Raw genomic sequence first — 16,906 nt, forward strand, 5'->3', positions numbered from 1 at the left:
GACATCTCGCGTGGGGGAGTAATCAAAACCGGCGCGCGATTGGATTACTCCCCCACGCGAGATGTCTCGGCAAGCTCGACATGACGTTCCGTCTGCGCATTCCTCATTCCTCATTCCTCATTGAAAATAGCCGCGGTAGGCTCAGCTCCCGGGCCAGCGGTGCGGCGCCCGACTGCCAGAGCGCGGCCAGCACGGTGTTGGCGGCGTCGGCCAGTTCGACGTGGTAGTCTTCGTGGAGCCGGGCGGTTTGTTTCAGGGCCTCGGCGGTGCGTTTGGTGAGGTGCTGCAGCAGCGGCTGGGTGGGGCCGTGCAGGCGCGCTGTCACGGCGGTTTGGTGCCGGAACACGTTGGCCAGCAAGCGCCAGCTCAATTCTGTTTCGCCGAAAGCATCGTCGGTAATCTTGGCGTGGTAGGCCAGCCGCGCCTGCAGCTGCCGCAGAATCACGAGCAGGTCGTTGGGCGTTTGGTGGTAGCCGCGCACGGGGTCGTCGACCAGGGCGCGCAGCGCGGCGCGGCGGCTTTCCAGCGCGTCGGGCCCTTCGAGCAGGCGGTAGGCGAGCTGCTCGCTCAGTACCGCGTCCTGGGCCACGAGGCGGGCCAGCAGCTGGTCTTTCTCTTTTTGCGGAAGCTGGAACAGGGCGCGGCGCAGGTCGGGCGGGAGGGCGGGCATGGGGCAATGGTACCGAGCGCGGCAGGGGAAAGTGGTAGCTGCTATCTTTTCACGGCATACGTGGCAAGGCCGGTCCAAATCTACGGGATGAGGATTTCAGGCTCTTTTGGCTAATTGCCGCAGCTGCCGTCGCTCTGCCGCTTTGGTGTAGCGCAGTTCCTGATGGCGCGAGCACACGTCGGTGGCGTAGTAAGGGGCGACTCTTCGAAGCGCCCCGCGCAAGTTGGGCTCAACGTCCACGGAGTAGGCGTACATGAGCCGCTCAGAGTCCACGGCCAACGCGACGCCGCAGGACGTGTTGTCACTGGTCACGAATACTTCGGGACCCACGCCGGACCCTTTCAGCAAGCGCGAAACGGCAAAGGTGTAGCGCACGCCGGCGTGCTGGCTCGTGAGCACCGTGTCTCGGTCCGAATGCCGGGACCGAAAGTGCGCCGTGTCCGCGCGCATTATGGACTCGGCACGGACTACCCGACCGGTGAAAACAACGGCCGCCTGCGCGTAGTCCTTCGCAATCTTTTCTTTCTCCGAAATTTTTTCTGTGACGCACAAGCAGGCCCAAACCGCGGGCGAGGTGAACAGGACGAGACTTACGGCCAGCAGAATGACTTTCATAGGAGGTGATTTTTTCTGACGGAGGCTAATAGTTGCAGAGCCCGCTGCTGAGATGATGCCGGCCGCCGGCCGTGTGCACAAAGTGGTTGTAAAATTTAACCCGGTGCCGTTCCTTCAACCCGCGGTGCTGGTCGCGCAAGTCAATATTACGAACCCCAAACCCGGCTTTGCCGTTGGCACGAACCCGCGCTGTTTGCATTCATGTTTCGTCCCTGCTTTCTGGCCGCATTTCTTTCGCTGGCCTCATTATGCCCACTACGGGCGCAAAATCAGCTGGCCGACTCCGCCCGCGCGGTGGCCCTGCCCGAAGCCACCGTGACGGGCTACGGCCAGCGGCTGCCGTTGCGCCGCACCGCCGCCGCCATCGGCGTGCTCGACGCCCGCGTGCTGGAGCAGTTCAGCCCCGCCGCCCTCACCCAGGCCGTGAACACGCTGCCCGGCGTGCGGCTGGAGGAGCGGGCCACGGCCAGCTACCGGCTCAGCATCCGGGGCAGCACGCTCCGTTCGCCGTTTGGCGTGCGCAACGTGAAGGTGTACTACAACGGCATTCCCTTCACCGAAGCCAGCGGCAGCACGCCGCTCAACCTGCTCGACCCCGCCATCATCGGGCGGCTGGAAGTATTGAAGGGCCCCGCCGGCAGCGTGTACGGCGCGGGCATTGGCGGTGTGGCTTTATTTGGCACGCCGGCGGTGGCGGCCGGCACCGCGCGCGCGGCCGTGGGCGCCACGGTGGGCAGCTTCGGCCTGCGCCGCCGCACCGTGACGGCCGAAGCCGCCAACGCCACCAGCAGCGTACGCGCCCAGTACGCGCACCAGGAACTGGGCGGGTACCGCGTGCAAAGCGCCCTGCGGCGCGACGTTTTTGCCCTGGACGTGCGCACCGCGGCCTCGCCCAGCACCGCGCTGGCGGCCCATCTGCTGTACACCGATATCAGCTACCAACTGCCCGGCAGCCTTACCCGCGCCCAGTTTGAAGCCGACCCGCGGCAGGCGCGGCCCGACGCGCCCGCCCGGCCCGGCGTGGCCGCGCAGCCCGGCACGGTGGGGCAGCGGGCGTTTTATGCGTCGCGCACGGGCCTGCTGGGTTTCACCCACGAATACCGGTTTACCGACCGGTGGGAATTGCAAACCACGCTCTACGGCAGCGGCACGGCCATTCGTACGCCGTTTCTGGTGGACTACGAGCGCAACACGGCCATGGGCGGGGGCGGCCGCTCGGCCCTGCGCTACCGCACCGCGCTGGCCGGCCGGGTGCTGCGGCTGCAGGGCGGTGGCGAGCTGCAGGCTAGCTTCGCCGACGGGCGCAGCTACCAGAACAACGGCGGCACGCCCGGCGCGCTGCGCTACAACGACGAAATCACAACCAGCGCCGGCTTCGCCTTCGCCCAGGCCGACTACGAGTTGCCCGCCGACCTGCTGCTGACCGTGGCCGCCAGCTACAACCGCCTGCGCTACCGCATTGCGCGGGTGAGCGACGCCGCCGCGCGCCCCGACGGCTACGAGTTCGGCCGCCGCTTCCGGCCCGAGGTGTCGCCGCGGGTGGCCTTGCTCAAGGAAATCAGCTCCGGCCTGTCCGTGTACGGCAGCGTCAGCACCGGCTTTTCGCCGCCCACGGTCGAAGAAATTAGGACTTCCGACGGCAGCCTCAACGGCGACCTGCAGGCCGAGCGCGGCACCAGCTACGAGGTGGGCGCGCGGGGCAATGCCCTGGGCAACCGCCTGCGCTACGAGGTGAACGTGTTCGACCTGGAGCAGCGCCAAACGGTGGTCAGCACCGCCACCGACCAGGGCATTGTCGTGTTCCGCAACATTGGCCGCACCCACCAGCGCGGCCTCGAAGCCGCCCTGAGCGGCTGGCTCTGGCAGCCGGCCGCGACCGCGCAGGCCGGGCCCGACGGCGCACCGGGGCCAAGCACCGGGTGCGGCCTGCGCGCCTGGGCCAGCTACGCCTACAACAACTTCCGCTTCGGCCGCTACGCCAGCGGCGGGCCCGACCTCCGCGGCAACCGCCTCACCGGCACCACGCCCCAGACCTTCAGCGCCGGCCTGGATTTTAGCGAGCAGCTTGGCTTTTATTTCAATCCCAACCTGAGCCACCAGGCCCGCGTGACGCTGAACGACGCCAACACTGAGGAGGCGTCGGGCTACTGGGTATTCGGCGCGCGCGGCGGCTGGCGGCGCACCTTGGCCCGCCACCTCGAAACCAACCTCTACGCGGGCCTCGACAACGCTACCGACCGCAACTACAGCCTTGGCAACGACTTAAACGCCTTCGGGAACCGCTACTTCCAGCCCGCGCCGGGCCGCAACTGGTACACCGGCGCCCAAGTAGCCTGGCGATTTTAACGCTGCACTTAATACACTTCGCTTAATGAGGAATGAGGAATGAAGAATTGGCTCTTAAATTCTTCATTCCTCATTCCTCATTCCTCATTAAGCGCAGCGTCACACCTGCTCTTCGGGTAGGGTGAAGGCGCGGTCGCTGGGGTCAGTCAGCTCGCGGGGGAGGTTTTCATCCGAAGCCGGGGCCGGACCGGGTTGGTTCAGGGCCTGAGTGTCGGTGCGCAGAGAGTCGTCCATCTCGTCGGCTTTTTCCTGGCCCGAGGCATTGTTGTCGTCCAGTACCTGGCCGTGGGTGGCCGCGTCGAGCATGGGAGTGGAGGCGCCGTCTTCGGTGTTCGACTGTTCGTCGAGCGGGTTGGGGTTGTCGGGGGACATGGGAAAGGTGGTTATTAGTTACCCGTAGTTATCCGCTGGCAGTTGTCAGGAATGGCTGCCGGAGCTGATTGGACAGAACCTGACAACGGATGGCAAACAACTGCCAATTAATTTAATCCTGATTGTCTTTGGTGCTGGCCGACTCATCGCGGGTGTTGTGGGTGCCGCCGCCGGCCCAGCGGGGGTCATCTTTGGCCCAGGCGGCGCGCTGCTCGTCAGAATCTTTGTTGCTGGCGGCCTGCACGGCGGCGGGGTCCTGGTTTTGCTCCACGTGGCCCGGCTGGTCGGCAGGGTCGTTGGGGGCATCCTCGGCGTTCTTTTCGCGGTCGCGGAATTCGCTGAACTCGTCGGGGTTGTCGTTGGAGCCGTCGCGGCCGGCTGGTGCCGGGGCGCGGTTGGCGGGCGGCGCCGCGTAGGTGGCGGCCAGGGGAGCAGCGGTTTCTACGCCGCCAAACTCGCCGTAGTGGGGGCTGTTGCCGGCGTCCACGGCCGGGTCGTTCGGGTTGGGCTGGGCGGCGGCGGCGCGGTCCTGCTGGTCGTGGGGACGATGGTCGTTTTCCGGCGGCAGGGGAGGGTTTTGGTTGTTCATGGGAGAAGAGAAATTGGGGGAAGCGGGCCAGGCCCGTCATATCTTCCTGTACGCAAACCAGCGGCCCGCGGTCAATTTCCATCCCGAGGCCATTTTCCCAACCCAAACCGACTCACAAGCATGTCCGTCCAGCACGACGCCGCCAATCAGCAGTTCACCACCACCCGCGACGGCCGCGCGGCCGAGCTGGCCTACGCCACGCCCGCCGCGGGCGTCATCGACTTCACCCACACCTTCGTCGACGAAGCCCTGCGCGGCCGGGGCGTGGCCGAGGAAATGGCCCGCGTCGCCTTGGATTTCGCCCGCGCCAAACACCTGAGGGTAAAAACGACCTGCACGTTCGTGGCCGGCTTCGTGAAACGCCACCACGCCGAGTACGCCGATATTTTAGCGTGAAAGGCATGAGCGTGTCGTGAGGGCTGTTGTTGCTTGGTCCCGCGATGTTCTTTCTGAATCAAAAAAGCCCCGGCCGTGAGCGGCGGGGGCTTTTTTGATTCAGCTGAAAACCTAAGCGCTACTCCACCACCACGCGGCCGGTGTAGCTCACGTCGGCGCAGGCCACGCGGATGGCGTAGAGCCCGGCGGGCAGGCCGCGCAGGTCCACCGTCACGGCGCTGGTGGCCCCGAGCGGGGCGGTGCGCTGCCGCACGGGGCGGCCCAGGGCATCGAGCACGGCCACCGTGGCGGCGCGGGCGGAGGCCGCGCCGGGCAGGCGCACCTGCACGGTTTCGGTGGCCGGGTTGGGGTAAATGGCGAGGGCATTGCGCCGTAGCGCGGCGGCGCGGGTGGCCGTCGGGATGAAGCACGCCGCGCTGGTGTAGCTGCCCACGCCCGCGTAGTTATCAACGCCGCTTGCCGACCACGTGGCGCTGCCGTACGGGCCGTTCCAGCGGCCGCCCTGGCTGGTGGCGGGCTGACGCACGAGGGTGTTGTTCAGCGTCGAGCCGTTGGGCACGGTCCAGCCGCCGCCGGCGGGCGTCTGGCCAATCACGCCGATAACGTCGAGGGTGTCGGTGGCGTCAAACAAGGCAATGGACTGGGCGCCGCTAAAGAATGCCACGTTGGAAAGGATATCCGTCTGGGCCAGCGTGGGGGCGTCGGTCAGCCCCGTATTGCCGATGACGTACACGTCGCCGGGGGCAATGCTGCCGGTCAGGTTGAGCGTGGCGTTGGGCGTGGTTGAGCCGGCGCTGTACAGCACCACGCGCTTGCCGGCCAGCGGCAGGGGCGCCAGGGTGGGGTTGTAAATTTCCACCACCTTGGTGTTGCCCTGCTGCGACTCCACGTACTGCGAGAAGTAGGGTTTGGTGCAGGGCGCGCCCACCGGGGGCGCGTCGTCGTTGAGAATGGTGAGCGTGTGCTCGCTGGGCTGGCCCACGATGACAGCGGCGTTCGAGGGCGGGCCCAGGCGCAGGCGCACCGTTTCGTTGGGCTCAAACACCGCGTCGCCGTTCACCGTGACGGTAATGGGCTCGGGCGGGGCCACGCCGCCAAAGGTGACGCTGGTCGTGTTCAGCACGTAGTCCGCCGGCGTAGTGGCGGCGCTGTTGGCCACATCCACGCTCACGGGCACGGTGAAGGCACTGGGAAACGTGCCGCTGAACACCAGGTTCACGGTGTAGGTGGTGGTGCCGCCGTTGCCCTCCGTGGCGGTGCCGCCGGCCGAGGCGAAGCTCACCGTGGGCGGCGGGCCGTCGTCGTTGGTGAGGGTGAGCGTGTGGGTGCCGGGGTTGCCCACGCTGGCGCCGGTGCTGGCGTTGGTCAGGGCCAACACCACGGTTTCGTCGGCTTCGGGCTGGGTGTCGCCGGTCACGGCCACGGTCACGGTCTGGCTGGTGGTGCCGGCCGGGAAGGTGAGGGTGGCGGGCGAGGCAAAGGCGAAATCGGAGCCGCTGGTGGCCGTCGAAGTAGCGTCCAAGGCCACCTGCACGGTTACGGGCGCGGTGGCGGCGGGGGCCAGGTTCACCGTGATGCTGTACGTGGCAGCACCGGTGTTGCCCTCGGCGACGGCGCCCAAGGCCGCGGCGAAGCTGAACACCGGGCCGGGCGGTGTGAGGCCCCAGGCCGGGGCCACGGTGCCGGGGTAGGCAATGTAGGGGTTGAAGTTGCCCTGGCTGGCGGCCACGCGGTTGTTGCGCTCGATTTCGCGGGCGTCCACGGGGTCGGCCAGGTGCCAGCGGTACAGGGTGGCCAGGTCGGCCAGGGCCGTGATGACGCCCTTGCCCGCGTCGAAATTTTCGTTGGCGTGCATGGTGTAGAAGTAGAACGCCGCGCGGGCCAGGTTGCCCTTGTGGTCTTCGCGGGGCTCGAACTGCGTGTTGGTGTCCTCGCTGTACTCGTCGATGTTGCTCGTCGGGATGGTCGTCAGGCGGGTGGTGTTGCGCAGCCAGCCCAGGGTGCTGGCGTCGGGAATGTCGGCAAACGGGTCGGAGCCCCGGTCCGAGTTCCACTGAATGCGGGTGGGGTAGAGGTGGTGAATGTCGGAGCGCATGCGCACCACTTCGTTAAACCACGACTGCGGGATGCTGTGCTCGGTGTTGATGTCGCTCACCACGCCCGGGTCGGTGCTGGTGGCGCTGTAAGGCACGGCTTCGGCGTAGCCCGAGTACACGCAGGTGACCGTGTTGTTGACGTTGTCGATGTAGTTGTACATCCGGCCGCGGGCCGTGCCGTAGCTCAGCACCACGCGCTTGCCGTCGTACCAGTTGGCGCGGTACCAGTCGCGCAGCTGCACGCCTTGCAGGTTGGCGGGCGGCGCGGGCGGCTGGGGCGGCACGGTCTGGGCCCGCAGCGCCGCGGGCAGCAGCGCCAGCAGCACCAGCAAAGAAGCGAAAAGATGTTTCATGAGAAATATTGGGGGACTTGGAAAGCCCCAAAGGTAAGAATCCGGCCGCGGGCCGCTGACCGTCCGCGGGTTACCAAACCAAGAAGACTCGGGCCGTACTTTCGTCCCTCCACCCCATCACCATCTCACCCCATCACCTCACTTGCCCACCATGGCCGACATCACCGCCGCCGAACTTCACCAACGCCAGCAAGCCGGCGAAACCCCCACCATCCTCGACGTGCGCGAAACCTGGGAATTTGAGGAAGGCCACATTCCCGGCGCCCAGAACATTCCGCTCAATTCCCTGCCCGGGAAGCTCGACGACCTGGAGGAGCTGAAGGACCAGGAAATCATCGTGCATTGCAAGGGCGGCAGCCGCTCGGTCTCGGCCAGGGCCTACCTCACCCAGCAGGGCTTCACCAACGTGCGCAACCTGGCGGGCGGCTACCAGGCCTTTGCGGCGGCCGGTGCGTCGTAACGTCCGCGCAGCGCCGGTCGATTGATAAAAAGCGGCGGGGGCCAAAAACAGAAACCGGTCTGTTTTTAGCCCCCGCCGTTTTTTGCGTTTCGCCAGACTTTACCGGCTGCTCGCCTCCGCCAGGTCCAGGGTTTTGTCGAACGGGCTCTTGCGAAACGGGTGCGTCAGTTGCTTGAGGTAGCCCTTGGGATAGGAGCCTTCGCGCACCCCGGTGGCGTCGGGCCACACGTTGCCGGGCAGGTAGTACGTGCCAAACACCTTGTCAATCAGCGGGAAGTGAATGGCGAAGTTCTTGCCGTAGTGGGCCGGGTCCTCGCAGTGGTGCCAGTGGTGGAACTGCGGCGTGACCAGCAGGTACTTCAGAAAGCCGAAGTTGATGCTCGTGTTGGCGTGAATGAGCACCGCGTGGATGGACACGAACAGGATGTAGGCGCTGAAGGTAATTTCCGAAAAGCCGCACACGTACAGCGGAATGAACGAAATGGAGCGCGTGACGAAGATGTCGACGAAGTGCGTGCGCGAGCCCGCCAGCCAGTCCATGGCCTGCGTGGAGTGGTGCACCGAGTGGAAGCGCCACAGGTACACGTGCGAGTGAAACAGGCGGTGGGCCGCGTACTGGAACAGGTCGGTCACGAGCAGCGCCAGCAGAAATTCGAGCACAAAGGGCAGGTTTTGCACCCAGTGCTGCAACGGCGCCAGGCCCATCCAGCCGAAGAGTAGCTTGGCCGGGGCCTGGGTAATCACGCCGAAAAACTGAATGAACAAGTGGCTGATGACGAAGTACACCAGGTCGGTGCGCCACTCGGCGTGGAAGCGCGACTGCTGCTTGTTCTTCGGAAACGCCATTTCGATGGGCACGAAAATCACGGCCAGCAGCAGCAGGTCGAGCAGCAGCCAGTCGAGGCCCAGGTGCCAGCCCGTTTTTTCCACCGCCCGGGCCTGCACGTCAAACCCGCCGCCGGTCACCGCCAGCGCCGAAATCACAATGCCGATGACGGCGCGCTTCTTCCGGTGGCTCAGCAAAAAGCTGACCGTGGCAAAGAAGAACGAGGCCACGATGACGCCCATCAGCAGCACCTTCATGGTTTCGCCGGTGTACACCTCGCGGAATTCCGGGGTGGTGAGGTACTCGGGAAAATGAAAGCAGAGCACGGCGCCCTGCGCCAGCAGCGCCAGGAAAATGGAAATGTTGCCGCTGATGTAGCCCTCGCCGATTTGCAGGCGCCGAGCCGTTGAGTCACTGGGTTGGTTCATGGGGTGCTGTTGATAGAAATGAGCCGCTAACCTTGGCAAAGGCAAAGGACACCGCGCAGACAAGCGAAATATAGCTGATTGGCGTTTCAATGCACCGCAAAGGTGCGGAAAGAGCGGCGGCTTCTACCACCCAACCTTCGGCAGTCACAGACATTATGCAGCTGTAAAACTAAATTCAAACGGCTGATTCATAGCATATAAATAACCATAAAGCAGACATTGGGAAGCGCTCAATAACGGGGAAATTCAGCCCGCAAATTCGTTGCTTAAAACGGTTCCGCGTTCCGGGTATGGAGTTAAAAGTTGAGAGTTAAAAGTTAAAATTCTATTTGTCTGAATTTTAACTTTTAACTCTCAACTTTTAACTTTTTTCAAAAACAACTGACCCGAGAACTGCTTCAAAGCGGCACCTGCAGCTTGCCGTCGGCCGCGTAGGCTAGCTCGCCGCGGTCCACCAGCTCGCGCACCGTGGCCGTGACGGCCGCTGCCTGGGCCGGTGGAAAAGCCGCCAGCAGCTCGCGCGGCGTCTGGGCCGCTTGGCGCACGTGTTGCAGCAGCGGCTCGCGCAACGCGGCAACCCCCGCCGCCGCCTGGGCGGCTTTTTTCTCGGCCAGGCAGTTGTCGCACACCCCGCAGCGGGCGGGGTCGGCCTCGTCGAAGTAGGTGAGTAGCAACTGCTGGCGGCAGCGGGTGCCGGCCAGGTACTGGCCCACGGCGCTGGTTTTGTGGCGGGCCAGGTCGCGGGCGGCCGTCATGCGCACCTGGTCGATGGGCAGCTTGGGCGCGTCGAAGCGCGGGGTGGTGAACAGGGCCTGGGGCGACTCCTGCCGCGGCTGGTAGTGCAGGATGCCGGCCGTGTGCAGGTAGCGCAGCTGCTGGCGCACCTCCGTCACGCTGCGGCGCAGGTGCGTGGCCACGGCATTTTCCGAGATGGTCTGAAAGTCGGCAAACAGCTCGCCGCCGTGCAGCCGTAGCAGGGCTTTTATCAGCAAGTCGTGCTGGGCGTTGGCCACCTGGAAGGCGTACAAGTCCTGGTGGTTGAGGATGAGGTGCACCCGCGCCGGGCTGTTCGCGGCTTCATTCAACTGCACGAAGCCTTCGCGCTGCAAAATCTTCAGTGCGTTGTGCGCGTCCACGGCCTTGATGCGGTAGGTTTCGGCGAACTGCTGGAGGTCGAACTCGAACGCGGCCAGCTCGCCGCCGCCCACCGCCGTGCGCGAGTAGTTGGCCAGCGCCTGGTACACGCGCCGCACCGTGTCGAGCGGCGGGAAGGCCTGGGTGGTGCGGCGGCGCAGCTCGTTGGCGTCGTTGGGCCCGGCCAGCAGCACGGCAAAGGCGTACTGGCCGTCGCGCCCGGCCCGGCCGGCTTCCTGGTAGTAAGCCTCCAGGGTGTCGGGCGCGTCGAGGTGGGCCACCAGGCGCACGTCGGGCTTGTCGATGCCCATGCCGAAGGCGTTGGTGGCCACGATGAGGTGAACTTTGTCCGCAATCCAGTCCTGCTGCACCTGGGTGCGCTTTTCCGGCGGCAGCCCGGCGTGGTAGGCCGCGGCCGAAAACTTGTGCTGTTGTAAGAAAGCCGCCGTGTCTTCCGTCTGCCGCCGGGTGCGGGCGTATACGATGCCGGTTTTGGTGGGGCCCACGCCGCGCACCACTTCCAGCAGCCGGCGCAGCTTATCCTCGGTGGGCAGCACCGAGTACGAGAGCTTGGGCCGGGCAAAGCTCTGCCGAAACACGCCCGCGCCCGGCCGAAACTTGAGCTTCGCCACAATGTCGGCCTGCACCTGCGCCGTGGCCGTGGCCGTGAGGGCAATGACCGGCACGCCGGCCGGCAGGGCATCGCGCAACTCGGCAATGCGCAGGTAGGGCGGGCGGAAATCGTAGCCCCATTGCGAAAGGCAGTGGGCTTCGTCCACGGCCAGCAGCCCCACGTTCATCTTCGCCACCCGCACCTGAAACAGTTCCGTCAGCAGCCGCTCGGGCGACACGTATAGGAACTTCACCGAGCGGCCGTACACGCAGTTGTCCAGCGCGTGGTCGATTTCCTGGGGGCTCATGCCCGCGTAAATGGCCTCGGCCTTAAGACCGCGCCGGCGCAGGTTGTCCACCTGGTCCTTCATCAGAGCAATGAGCGGCGACACCACCACGCAGATGCCCGGCCGCGCCAGCGCCGGCACCTGAAAGCAGATGCTCTTGCCGCCGCCGGTGGGCAGCAGCGCCAGCGTGTCGTGCCCCGCCAGCACCGAATCGATGATTTCCGCCTGCCCCGGTCGAAACGCCGTGTGTCCCCAATGCTCGCGCAGCAGGGCCAAAGGCGAGGTTTCGGCAGGGGAGGAGGGCATAAGGGCGAAGGTACGGCCTCCCGGAATCTGAGTGGTTCCCAGGTAGACAACCTACCCCAGTCTGTCCAACTACGATGGATACATGCTCGCCATTGGGGCCCGAGTGACAGGACGGACAAGCGGTTTGCTGACTTTACCTAGGCCCTGGTACAGTTCACGAAACTCATCCCCAACGGGCATTTCGTGAACTCTAAATAGTGAACCAGTTAAATGAACTCAACCTGGTGCGTAAGGCCGGCCAGTAGAATCTGTAAGCAAATGCAAGTAGTAGTTCAGGGAAAGGAGCGGTTTTTATGATTTAGTTATTTCATCAATGACGCAACCATTACCTCCCCAAACCCCTCAAGCGCTTAGCGCCAACATCCGGGCTCCCCCTACCCCTTGTTTTTTTAACCTAATGAAGCTTTTTACCCTTCTTTCTATAAGCCTTTTAATCGCTCATTTTGGCTACGGGCAGAGCACCGAATATTCTTTGCATCTCAACTCGGGCTTCGCGGCTTACCAGGGCCGTGCCGCCGCGCAGGGCGGGACCGCGCTTACCGTGCCCGACCCGTTCGACGTCTACCTGTATTCCGACCGGGAAGAACCGCATACAAGCAACCCGTACGGCACCACGTTGGGGTTATCCTACGGGCTGGCGGCGCAGGCGCAGCGGGTGACGGCCAGAGGCAGCCTGTGGGGACTGCAAGCGGGCTACGAAGTGCTCAGGAGTCGGGCTCGGATTCGTCACGTCTTTGACCAAGTTGATTTCGGCAGTAGCTCGACCGGGTACACTACAATGATTAACCGCTGCACGACGGCACATCCCTTCTTTGGCCACCGTTTTGCCATCAAAAGAACGCAGGTGGACCTGACTGCCGGTCCGGAAGTCAGCTTTCTGCACCGCAGCCACGAAAAAGGGGAGGCGAAAACCGACTTTAGCACCTATTCGACCCGCCTCCACCACGCCCATCCCGACCTGGACGTGCGGGCCCGCGTCAACGCGACGACGTCCTACCAGCGCCTCGGGCTGGCGCTGGGCTATTCGCGCGGATTCACCAACCACCGGAAAGGACAGGCCGGGGTGAGGGGGGAGGCTTATTTGCAGGTGTTCCGGCTAGGGCTGAGCTATCGGCTGTAACGCCATCCCTTTTTCATCGCACCAGAACAGGCGCAGCGTCCGAGAAAACGGTCGAAAGAGCGAAGCCGCGCCCTATATAAATATGTCACCTCGCTAGGCTGAACTTGTGCAAGGCGATTGGGTTATGGTCGCGAATTTTGGTGGCAACCTATACGAGGGGCCACTGCGGCCGCAAAAATTCGTTTATATCCTTTACTCAACAAGCAAAGAATTGATGAAACTCATCCTCCTCGCGGCCGCGCTGGCCGCTTCTGTGGTTCCGGCACAGGCGCAAACGGTAGCTGCTCCGCGGGCGGCCGCCGACCAGATTGCAACCAAAAAAGGCCCCCTCACGGTGCAGCCCATCACGCACGGCAGCGTAGTGTTGACGTGGAACGGCAAGACCATTTACGTGGACCCCTACGGCGGGGCCGCGGCCTACGCCGGGCTGGCCGCGCCCGACGTCATCCTGATAACCGACATTCACGGCGACCACCTCGACCCCACGACGCTGGCGGGCCTCTCCGTGAGCAAGGCCCTGATGGTGGTGCCCAAAGCGGTGGCCGATAAGCTGCCCGCCGAGTACAAAGCGCAGGTCCGCATTCTGAACAACGGCCAGCGGCTCGACACGCTGGGCATGAGCGTGTCGGCCATTCCGATGTACAACCTACCCGAAGCGGCCGACGCGCCCCATACCAAAGGCCGCGGCAACGGCTACGTGCTGCTGCTGGGTGGCAAAAACGTGTACCTGTCCGGCGACACCGAAGACATTCCCGAAATGCGTGCCCTCAAGGCCGTCGACGTGGCGTTTGTGTGCATGAACCTGCCCTATACCATGGACGTACCGCAGGCCGCGCAGGGCGTATTGGCCTTCAAGCCCGGCATCGTGTACCCGTACCATTACCGGGGCCAAAATGGCCTGAGCGACGTGGAGGCCTTCAAAAAAACCGTGAACGCAGCCAACAAGAAAATTGACGTGCGGCTGCGCAACTGGTACCCAGCGGCCCAGTAGGCGCACGGAACCGCGAAAAACGCCCTGTTGCGCACCGAGCGCAGCAGGGCGTTTTGCTGTCCGCTTCGGGCACGCAAACGGTGGGATTTCTAATTCGTCAACAAAAAAGCCCGGCACCTCACGGCACCGGGCTTTTCAAGTACTAAGCCGAAACTTAAGCGGCGGCCTTCTCGCCGTTCTCGCGGTCGTCGATGGCCTTGCGCAGCTTGGCAATGGCCTGAATGGCGCGCTCCTCGTCGAGCCGGTTGATGTTGAGCAGCATCTTGGTCTTCTCCGGGCGGGTGATGACCGGGTGGTTCAGCAAGCGGATGATTTCCTCCTTCTGCGAAGCCGTGGCGTAGGGAACCGGCGCGGCTTGCTCGGCGGCAATGCCGGGCGCCTCGGCGGGCACCACCTGCATGGCGGGCACGGCCTGGGCCACGGCAACGGCCGGCGCGGGAGCCGTAGCGGCGGTGTTGGTGTTGTAGTCCATTTCCTCGGCGGGCGTGGGCTCGTAGCCGGCGGCGCGGATAATCCAAGCTAGGCAGTTGCGGTAGGCCTTGCCAATGGCGCGGGTCTGAGCCATGCTCATAATGGCGAACTCCTGGTAGAATTTCTTGCCGCTCTCCTTGTTCGAGCACACCGCGAAGCCGGCGCCCACGGTGGTCTGGTGGCGCAGGTCAAACAAGGTGACTTTGGCCTGATACTTCAGCTCGCTCTCGCTGCTCACGTTGATGACGTGCTCCACGATGGGTACGATGCCCAGGCGCGAGCCGGCGTACTGCCAGCCCTCCACGTTCACGAACTCCTTGCCCTGCACGTTGGTGGTAAGCTTGTTGTCCTTGATGAACTTGGCGAGGTCCTTGGCCAGGTCCAACGTTTCGTCGGAACGGCTGATATCAAAGCTCTCGACACGTACTTTCTTGGTAACGTCCTTGGGGGTTTTGGGGGCCTCATTCATGGCAATGGGGGTTGTTAATGTGTCCAACTGATGTTCGTGATTACAACCCAAAGGTAGAAAGAAACGTGCCAAAAAGACTAGAAATTTTAGTAAATTTTATTACTGACAATCAATTGTTTGTGAGCATTATGAGATTTAGTGAAAGCTAATGAGATTGGGAAGAAGATTTTTAGCTGAAGCGTCGGCCCTGAACTGCCGCGGCATGCCCCGCGCAGCGCCGATAATCAGCGGGCTCCGGCCGGCTGCTTCGAGCCCTAAACTTATTTCGACTGGCCCAAACAACCTTTTTCGGCGACCCCGCGAGTAGCCGTTTGTAACCCCACCGCAAGCGCGGTCGCCCGGTCCCCGCGCCCGGCAACCCGCCCGGTGTTCCCGCCCAGCCCTGGTCTGCGGGGGTGCAAAGTCGGCGCCGACTTGCACCGCCGGGCTCCTGGTGGGCCGTACACGCCGCCCTTTTTGCTATGGGCTGGGCCTTGCGCCCAGCCACCTCCCCCGGCCCGCTCACTGGCCGTGCCTGGGAAACCGCGTGCCCGTTTTTTGGGCATCAGTCCCGCTCACTTAACTCTTTTCCAACACTTAACTCTTCCTTGTCATGGTAAAGTCCGCCAATTCTCTCAACTTTTTGTTAATGCGTTTCTGGTCCGTGGGGCTGGGCCTGGCACTGCTCAGCCTGCTGAGCCTGGGCGTCAGCAGCTGCAAGAAAGACACCGACCCGGTCGACCCGGACGCCGTGGCCACGGTGAAACTGGCCACTTCGGCCACCCTCGGCACCTACCTCACCGACGCCGAGGGCAACACGCTCTACTACTTCGCCCGCGACGTGGACGGGGCCAATACCTGCACCAGCGCCACCTGCAACCCTCTGTGGCCCGTGTACTACGACGCCAACCTCAAAGTGCCCAAGGCCCTCAAAGCCGAGGACTTCGCCACCAAAACCACCACCGACGGCCGCCCGCAGACCACGTACAAAGGCTGGCCCCTGTACTATTACGCCCCCGCAGCCAACGGCGTCTACACCCGCGAGGCCCCGGGCCAAACCTCCGGCAACGGCGTTGGCACCGTTTGGTACGTAGTCAACCCCGGCTACGGCGTGGTGCTGGCCAGCAAAAGCGTGGAAGACAAAACCACGCGCGTGGTGTCCAACAAATCCTTTCTGGTCGACGTCAACGGCCGCGCGCTGTACTTCTTCGCCAAGGACGCGTCCAGCCCCACCTCGCAGCCCACCAACTGCACCGGCGGCTGCGCGGCCATCTGGCCCGCGCTCTACCTGAGCGCGCCCCTGGTGCCGTCTGCTCTTAAAAGCAGCGATTTTGCCACCATCGCCCGGACTCCGAACGCCGCGGGTGCGCGCGAACAGCTCACCTACAAAAGCCGCCCGCTGTACTACTACGCCGGCGACAACGCCACCCGGGGCCGCGTCGAAGGCAACAACCTCAACGATTCCGGCGACCTGTGGTTGGTGGCCACGCCCTGAGGCGCTGACAAGCTGAGGTTGGCCGTCGTGGTAGTAGCGCCGCCGCACTTTTACCGCGCCATAAACACGGACCTCAGAACCGCTCCAAGGTTTTTGCCGCGCGGTACAAGGTGGTGCTTCGGTTCCGCTCCGCACGACGTTTTGCGCTCTGCCACAGCCGCCCCGTGGGCTAGCCGCCCTCCAGAATGTAGCCGTCGCGCATCACAATCTTGCGGTCGGCCATTTCGGCCAGCTGGTCGTTGTGGGTCACGATGACGAAGGTCTGGCCCAGCTCCTTGCGCAGCAGGAAGAATATCTGGTGCAGCTCCTGGGCGTTTTTGGTGTCGAGGTTGCCGCTGGGCTCGTCGGCGAAGATGATTTCGGGCGAGTTAATCAGGGCGCGGGCCACGGACACGCGCTGCTGCTCGCCGCCGCTCATCTCGCTGGGCTTGTGGTCGGCCCGAAACTCCATGTTCAGCATGCCCAGCAGCTCGCGGGCCCGCACGCGCACTTCTTTTTCGGAGCGCCCGGCCAGGTAGGCGGGCAGGCACACGTTCTCAAGGGCCGTGAACTCTGGCAGCAGGTTGTGAAACTGAAAAATGAAGCCAATGTGCCGGTTGCGAAACCGGGCCAAGTCGTTGCGTCCCAGCGTGCTGACGGATTCGCCATCGAACAGCACCTCGCCCGAGTCGGGGCTGTCGAGTGTGCCCAGGATGTGCAGCAACGTGCTTTTACCGGCCCCCGAAGAACCAACGATGCTCACGATTTCCGACTTCTCAATCGTCAAATCGATGCCCTTGAGCACGTTCAGAGCGTTGTAGCTCTTGTGAATGTTAATAGCTTGCAGCAACGGCGGGCAACGATAGACGTGAATAATGCGGGCACTGGCAAAGCTACGCAGAATCCGGACGG

General features: G+C 63.9%; 15 protein-coding genes. 6 read left to right on the forward strand and 9 right to left on the reverse strand.

Features of this window, described 5'->3' with window-relative positions:
- Positions 1–103: 103 nt before the first annotated feature.
- Together RMO51_RS13150 and RMO51_RS13155 are read right to left on the reverse strand one after the other, a co-directional pair.
- On the reverse strand, positions 104–670 hold the full coding sequence (locus RMO51_RS13150) for a hypothetical protein (protein WP_310395324.1): 567 nt from the start codon (positions 668–670) through the stop codon (positions 104–106).
- Between the two features lie 96 nt (positions 671–766).
- Positions 767–1,285: a hypothetical protein gene (locus tag RMO51_RS13155; RefSeq protein WP_310395325.1), complete on the reverse strand. Its 519-nt coding sequence runs from the start codon at positions 1,283–1,285 to the stop codon at positions 767–769.
- A gap of 201 nt (positions 1,286–1,486) precedes the next feature.
- Here RMO51_RS13155 and RMO51_RS13160 point away from each other — a divergent pair, with 201 nt between their 5' ends.
- The gene (locus RMO51_RS13160) at positions 1,487–3,631 is read left to right on the forward strand and encodes a TonB-dependent receptor domain-containing protein (protein WP_310395326.1); all 2,145 of its coding nucleotides are present in this window, start codon (positions 1,487–1,489) and stop codon (positions 3,629–3,631) included.
- A 99-nt stretch (positions 3,632–3,730) separates the two neighbouring features.
- Here RMO51_RS13160 and RMO51_RS13165 read toward each other — a convergent pair whose 3' ends face one another.
- Positions 3,731–4,003: a hypothetical protein gene (locus RMO51_RS13165; RefSeq protein WP_310395328.1), complete on the reverse strand. Its 273-nt coding sequence runs from the start codon at positions 4,001–4,003 to the stop codon at positions 3,731–3,733.
- 112 nt (positions 4,004–4,115) lie between these two features.
- A complete protein-coding gene (locus RMO51_RS13170; protein WP_310395329.1) occupies positions 4,116–4,592 on the reverse strand; it encodes a hypothetical protein in 477 nt (158 codons plus the stop codon).
- A 120-nt stretch (positions 4,593–4,712) separates the two neighbouring features.
- Between RMO51_RS13170 and RMO51_RS13175 the strand changes: the two genes are divergently transcribed.
- Complete coding sequence (locus RMO51_RS13175) at positions 4,713–4,988, forward strand: GNAT family N-acetyltransferase (protein WP_310395330.1); 276 nt, start codon at positions 4,713–4,715, stop codon at positions 4,986–4,988.
- 118 nt (positions 4,989–5,106) lie between these two features.
- Here the strand turns inward: RMO51_RS13175 and RMO51_RS13180 are convergent, their stop codons facing one another.
- Complete coding sequence (locus RMO51_RS13180) at positions 5,107–7,437, reverse strand: endonuclease (RefSeq protein WP_310395331.1); 2,331 nt, start codon at positions 7,435–7,437, stop codon at positions 5,107–5,109.
- 151 nt (positions 7,438–7,588) lie between these two features.
- Here RMO51_RS13180 and RMO51_RS13185 point away from each other — a divergent pair, with 151 nt between their 5' ends.
- Entirely contained in the window at positions 7,589–7,897 is a 309-nt protein-coding gene (locus RMO51_RS13185; protein WP_310395332.1) for a rhodanese-like domain-containing protein, read from the forward strand.
- A 99-nt stretch (positions 7,898–7,996) separates the two neighbouring features.
- On the opposite strand, the gene RMO51_RS13190 is transcribed toward RMO51_RS13185, so the two are convergent.
- Both RMO51_RS13190 and RMO51_RS13195 read right to left on the reverse strand, forming a co-directional pair.
- The gene (locus RMO51_RS13190) at positions 7,997–9,151 is read right to left on the reverse strand and encodes a sterol desaturase family protein (RefSeq protein ID WP_310395334.1); all 1,155 of its coding nucleotides are present in this window, start codon (positions 9,149–9,151) and stop codon (positions 7,997–7,999) included.
- A gap of 398 nt (positions 9,152–9,549) precedes the next feature.
- Positions 9,550–11,490, reverse strand: a complete 1,941-nt coding sequence (locus tag RMO51_RS13195; RefSeq protein WP_310395336.1) for a RecQ family ATP-dependent DNA helicase — start codon at positions 11,488–11,490, stop codon at positions 9,550–9,552.
- A 397-nt stretch (positions 11,491–11,887) separates the two neighbouring features.
- Between RMO51_RS13195 and RMO51_RS13200 the strand changes: the two genes are divergently transcribed.
- Both RMO51_RS13200 and RMO51_RS13205 read left to right on the forward strand, forming a co-directional pair.
- Positions 11,888–12,610 (forward strand): hypothetical protein, encoded by a 723-nt coding sequence (locus RMO51_RS13200; protein WP_310395338.1) that lies wholly within the window; start codon positions 11,888–11,890, stop codon positions 12,608–12,610.
- Between the two features lie 214 nt (positions 12,611–12,824).
- Entirely contained in the window at positions 12,825–13,601 is a 777-nt protein-coding gene (locus tag RMO51_RS13205) for an MBL fold metallo-hydrolase (RefSeq protein ID WP_310395340.1), read from the forward strand.
- Between the two features lie 154 nt (positions 13,602–13,755).
- Here RMO51_RS13205 and RMO51_RS13210 read toward each other — a convergent pair whose 3' ends face one another.
- Positions 13,756–14,541, reverse strand: a complete 786-nt coding sequence (locus RMO51_RS13210) for a hypothetical protein (protein ID WP_310395342.1) — start codon at positions 14,539–14,541, stop codon at positions 13,756–13,758.
- 628 nt (positions 14,542–15,169) lie between these two features.
- Between RMO51_RS13210 and RMO51_RS13215 the strand changes: the two genes are divergently transcribed.
- Positions 15,170–16,015: a hypothetical protein gene (locus RMO51_RS13215; RefSeq protein ID WP_310395343.1), complete on the forward strand. Its 846-nt coding sequence runs from the start codon at positions 15,170–15,172 to the stop codon at positions 16,013–16,015.
- A 169-nt stretch (positions 16,016–16,184) separates the two neighbouring features.
- On the opposite strand, the gene RMO51_RS13220 is transcribed toward RMO51_RS13215, so the two are convergent.
- Positions 16,185–16,844, reverse strand: a complete 660-nt coding sequence (locus tag RMO51_RS13220) for an ABC transporter ATP-binding protein (protein ID WP_310395345.1) — start codon at positions 16,842–16,844, stop codon at positions 16,185–16,187.
- Positions 16,845–16,906 lie beyond the last annotated feature (62 nt).

It is taken from the genome of Hymenobacter sp. (assembly GCF_031398885.1).
Lineage (GTDB): Bacteria > Bacteroidota > Bacteroidia > Cytophagales > Hymenobacteraceae > Hymenobacter.

Coding starts and splice junctions, on each gene's coding strand:
- RMO51_RS13150 (WP_310395324.1), bottom strand. CDS start 670: ATGCCCGCCCTCCCGCCCGACCTGCGCCGCGCCCTGTTCCAGCTTCCG.
- RMO51_RS13160 (WP_310395326.1), top strand. CDS start 1,487: ATGTTTCGTCCCTGCTTTCTGGCCGCATTTCTTTCGCTGGCCTCATTA.
- RMO51_RS13210 (WP_310395342.1), bottom strand. CDS start 14,541: ATGAATGAGGCCCCCAAAACCCCCAAGGACGTTACCAAGAAAGTACGT.
- RMO51_RS13205 (WP_310395340.1), top strand. CDS start 12,825: ATGAAACTCATCCTCCTCGCGGCCGCGCTGGCCGCTTCTGTGGTTCCG.
- RMO51_RS13175 (WP_310395330.1), top strand. CDS start 4,713: ATGTCCGTCCAGCACGACGCCGCCAATCAGCAGTTCACCACCACCCGC.
- RMO51_RS13185 (WP_310395332.1), top strand. CDS start 7,589: ATGGCCGACATCACCGCCGCCGAACTTCACCAACGCCAGCAAGCCGGC.
- RMO51_RS13200 (WP_310395338.1), top strand. CDS start 11,888: ATGAAGCTTTTTACCCTTCTTTCTATAAGCCTTTTAATCGCTCATTTT.
- RMO51_RS13195 (WP_310395336.1), bottom strand. CDS start 11,490: ATGCCCTCCTCCCCTGCCGAAACCTCGCCTTTGGCCCTGCTGCGCGAG.
- RMO51_RS13155 (WP_310395325.1), bottom strand. CDS start 1,285: ATGAAAGTCATTCTGCTGGCCGTAAGTCTCGTCCTGTTCACCTCGCCC.
- RMO51_RS13215 (WP_310395343.1), top strand. CDS start 15,170: ATGCGTTTCTGGTCCGTGGGGCTGGGCCTGGCACTGCTCAGCCTGCTG.
- RMO51_RS13165 (WP_310395328.1), bottom strand. CDS start 4,003: ATGTCCCCCGACAACCCCAACCCGCTCGACGAACAGTCGAACACCGAA.
- RMO51_RS13170 (WP_310395329.1), bottom strand. CDS start 4,592: ATGAACAACCAAAACCCTCCCCTGCCGCCGGAAAACGACCATCGTCCC.
- RMO51_RS13180 (WP_310395331.1), bottom strand. CDS start 7,437: ATGAAACATCTTTTCGCTTCTTTGCTGGTGCTGCTGGCGCTGCTGCCC.
- RMO51_RS13190 (WP_310395334.1), bottom strand. CDS start 9,151: ATGAACCAACCCAGTGACTCAACGGCTCGGCGCCTGCAAATCGGCGAG.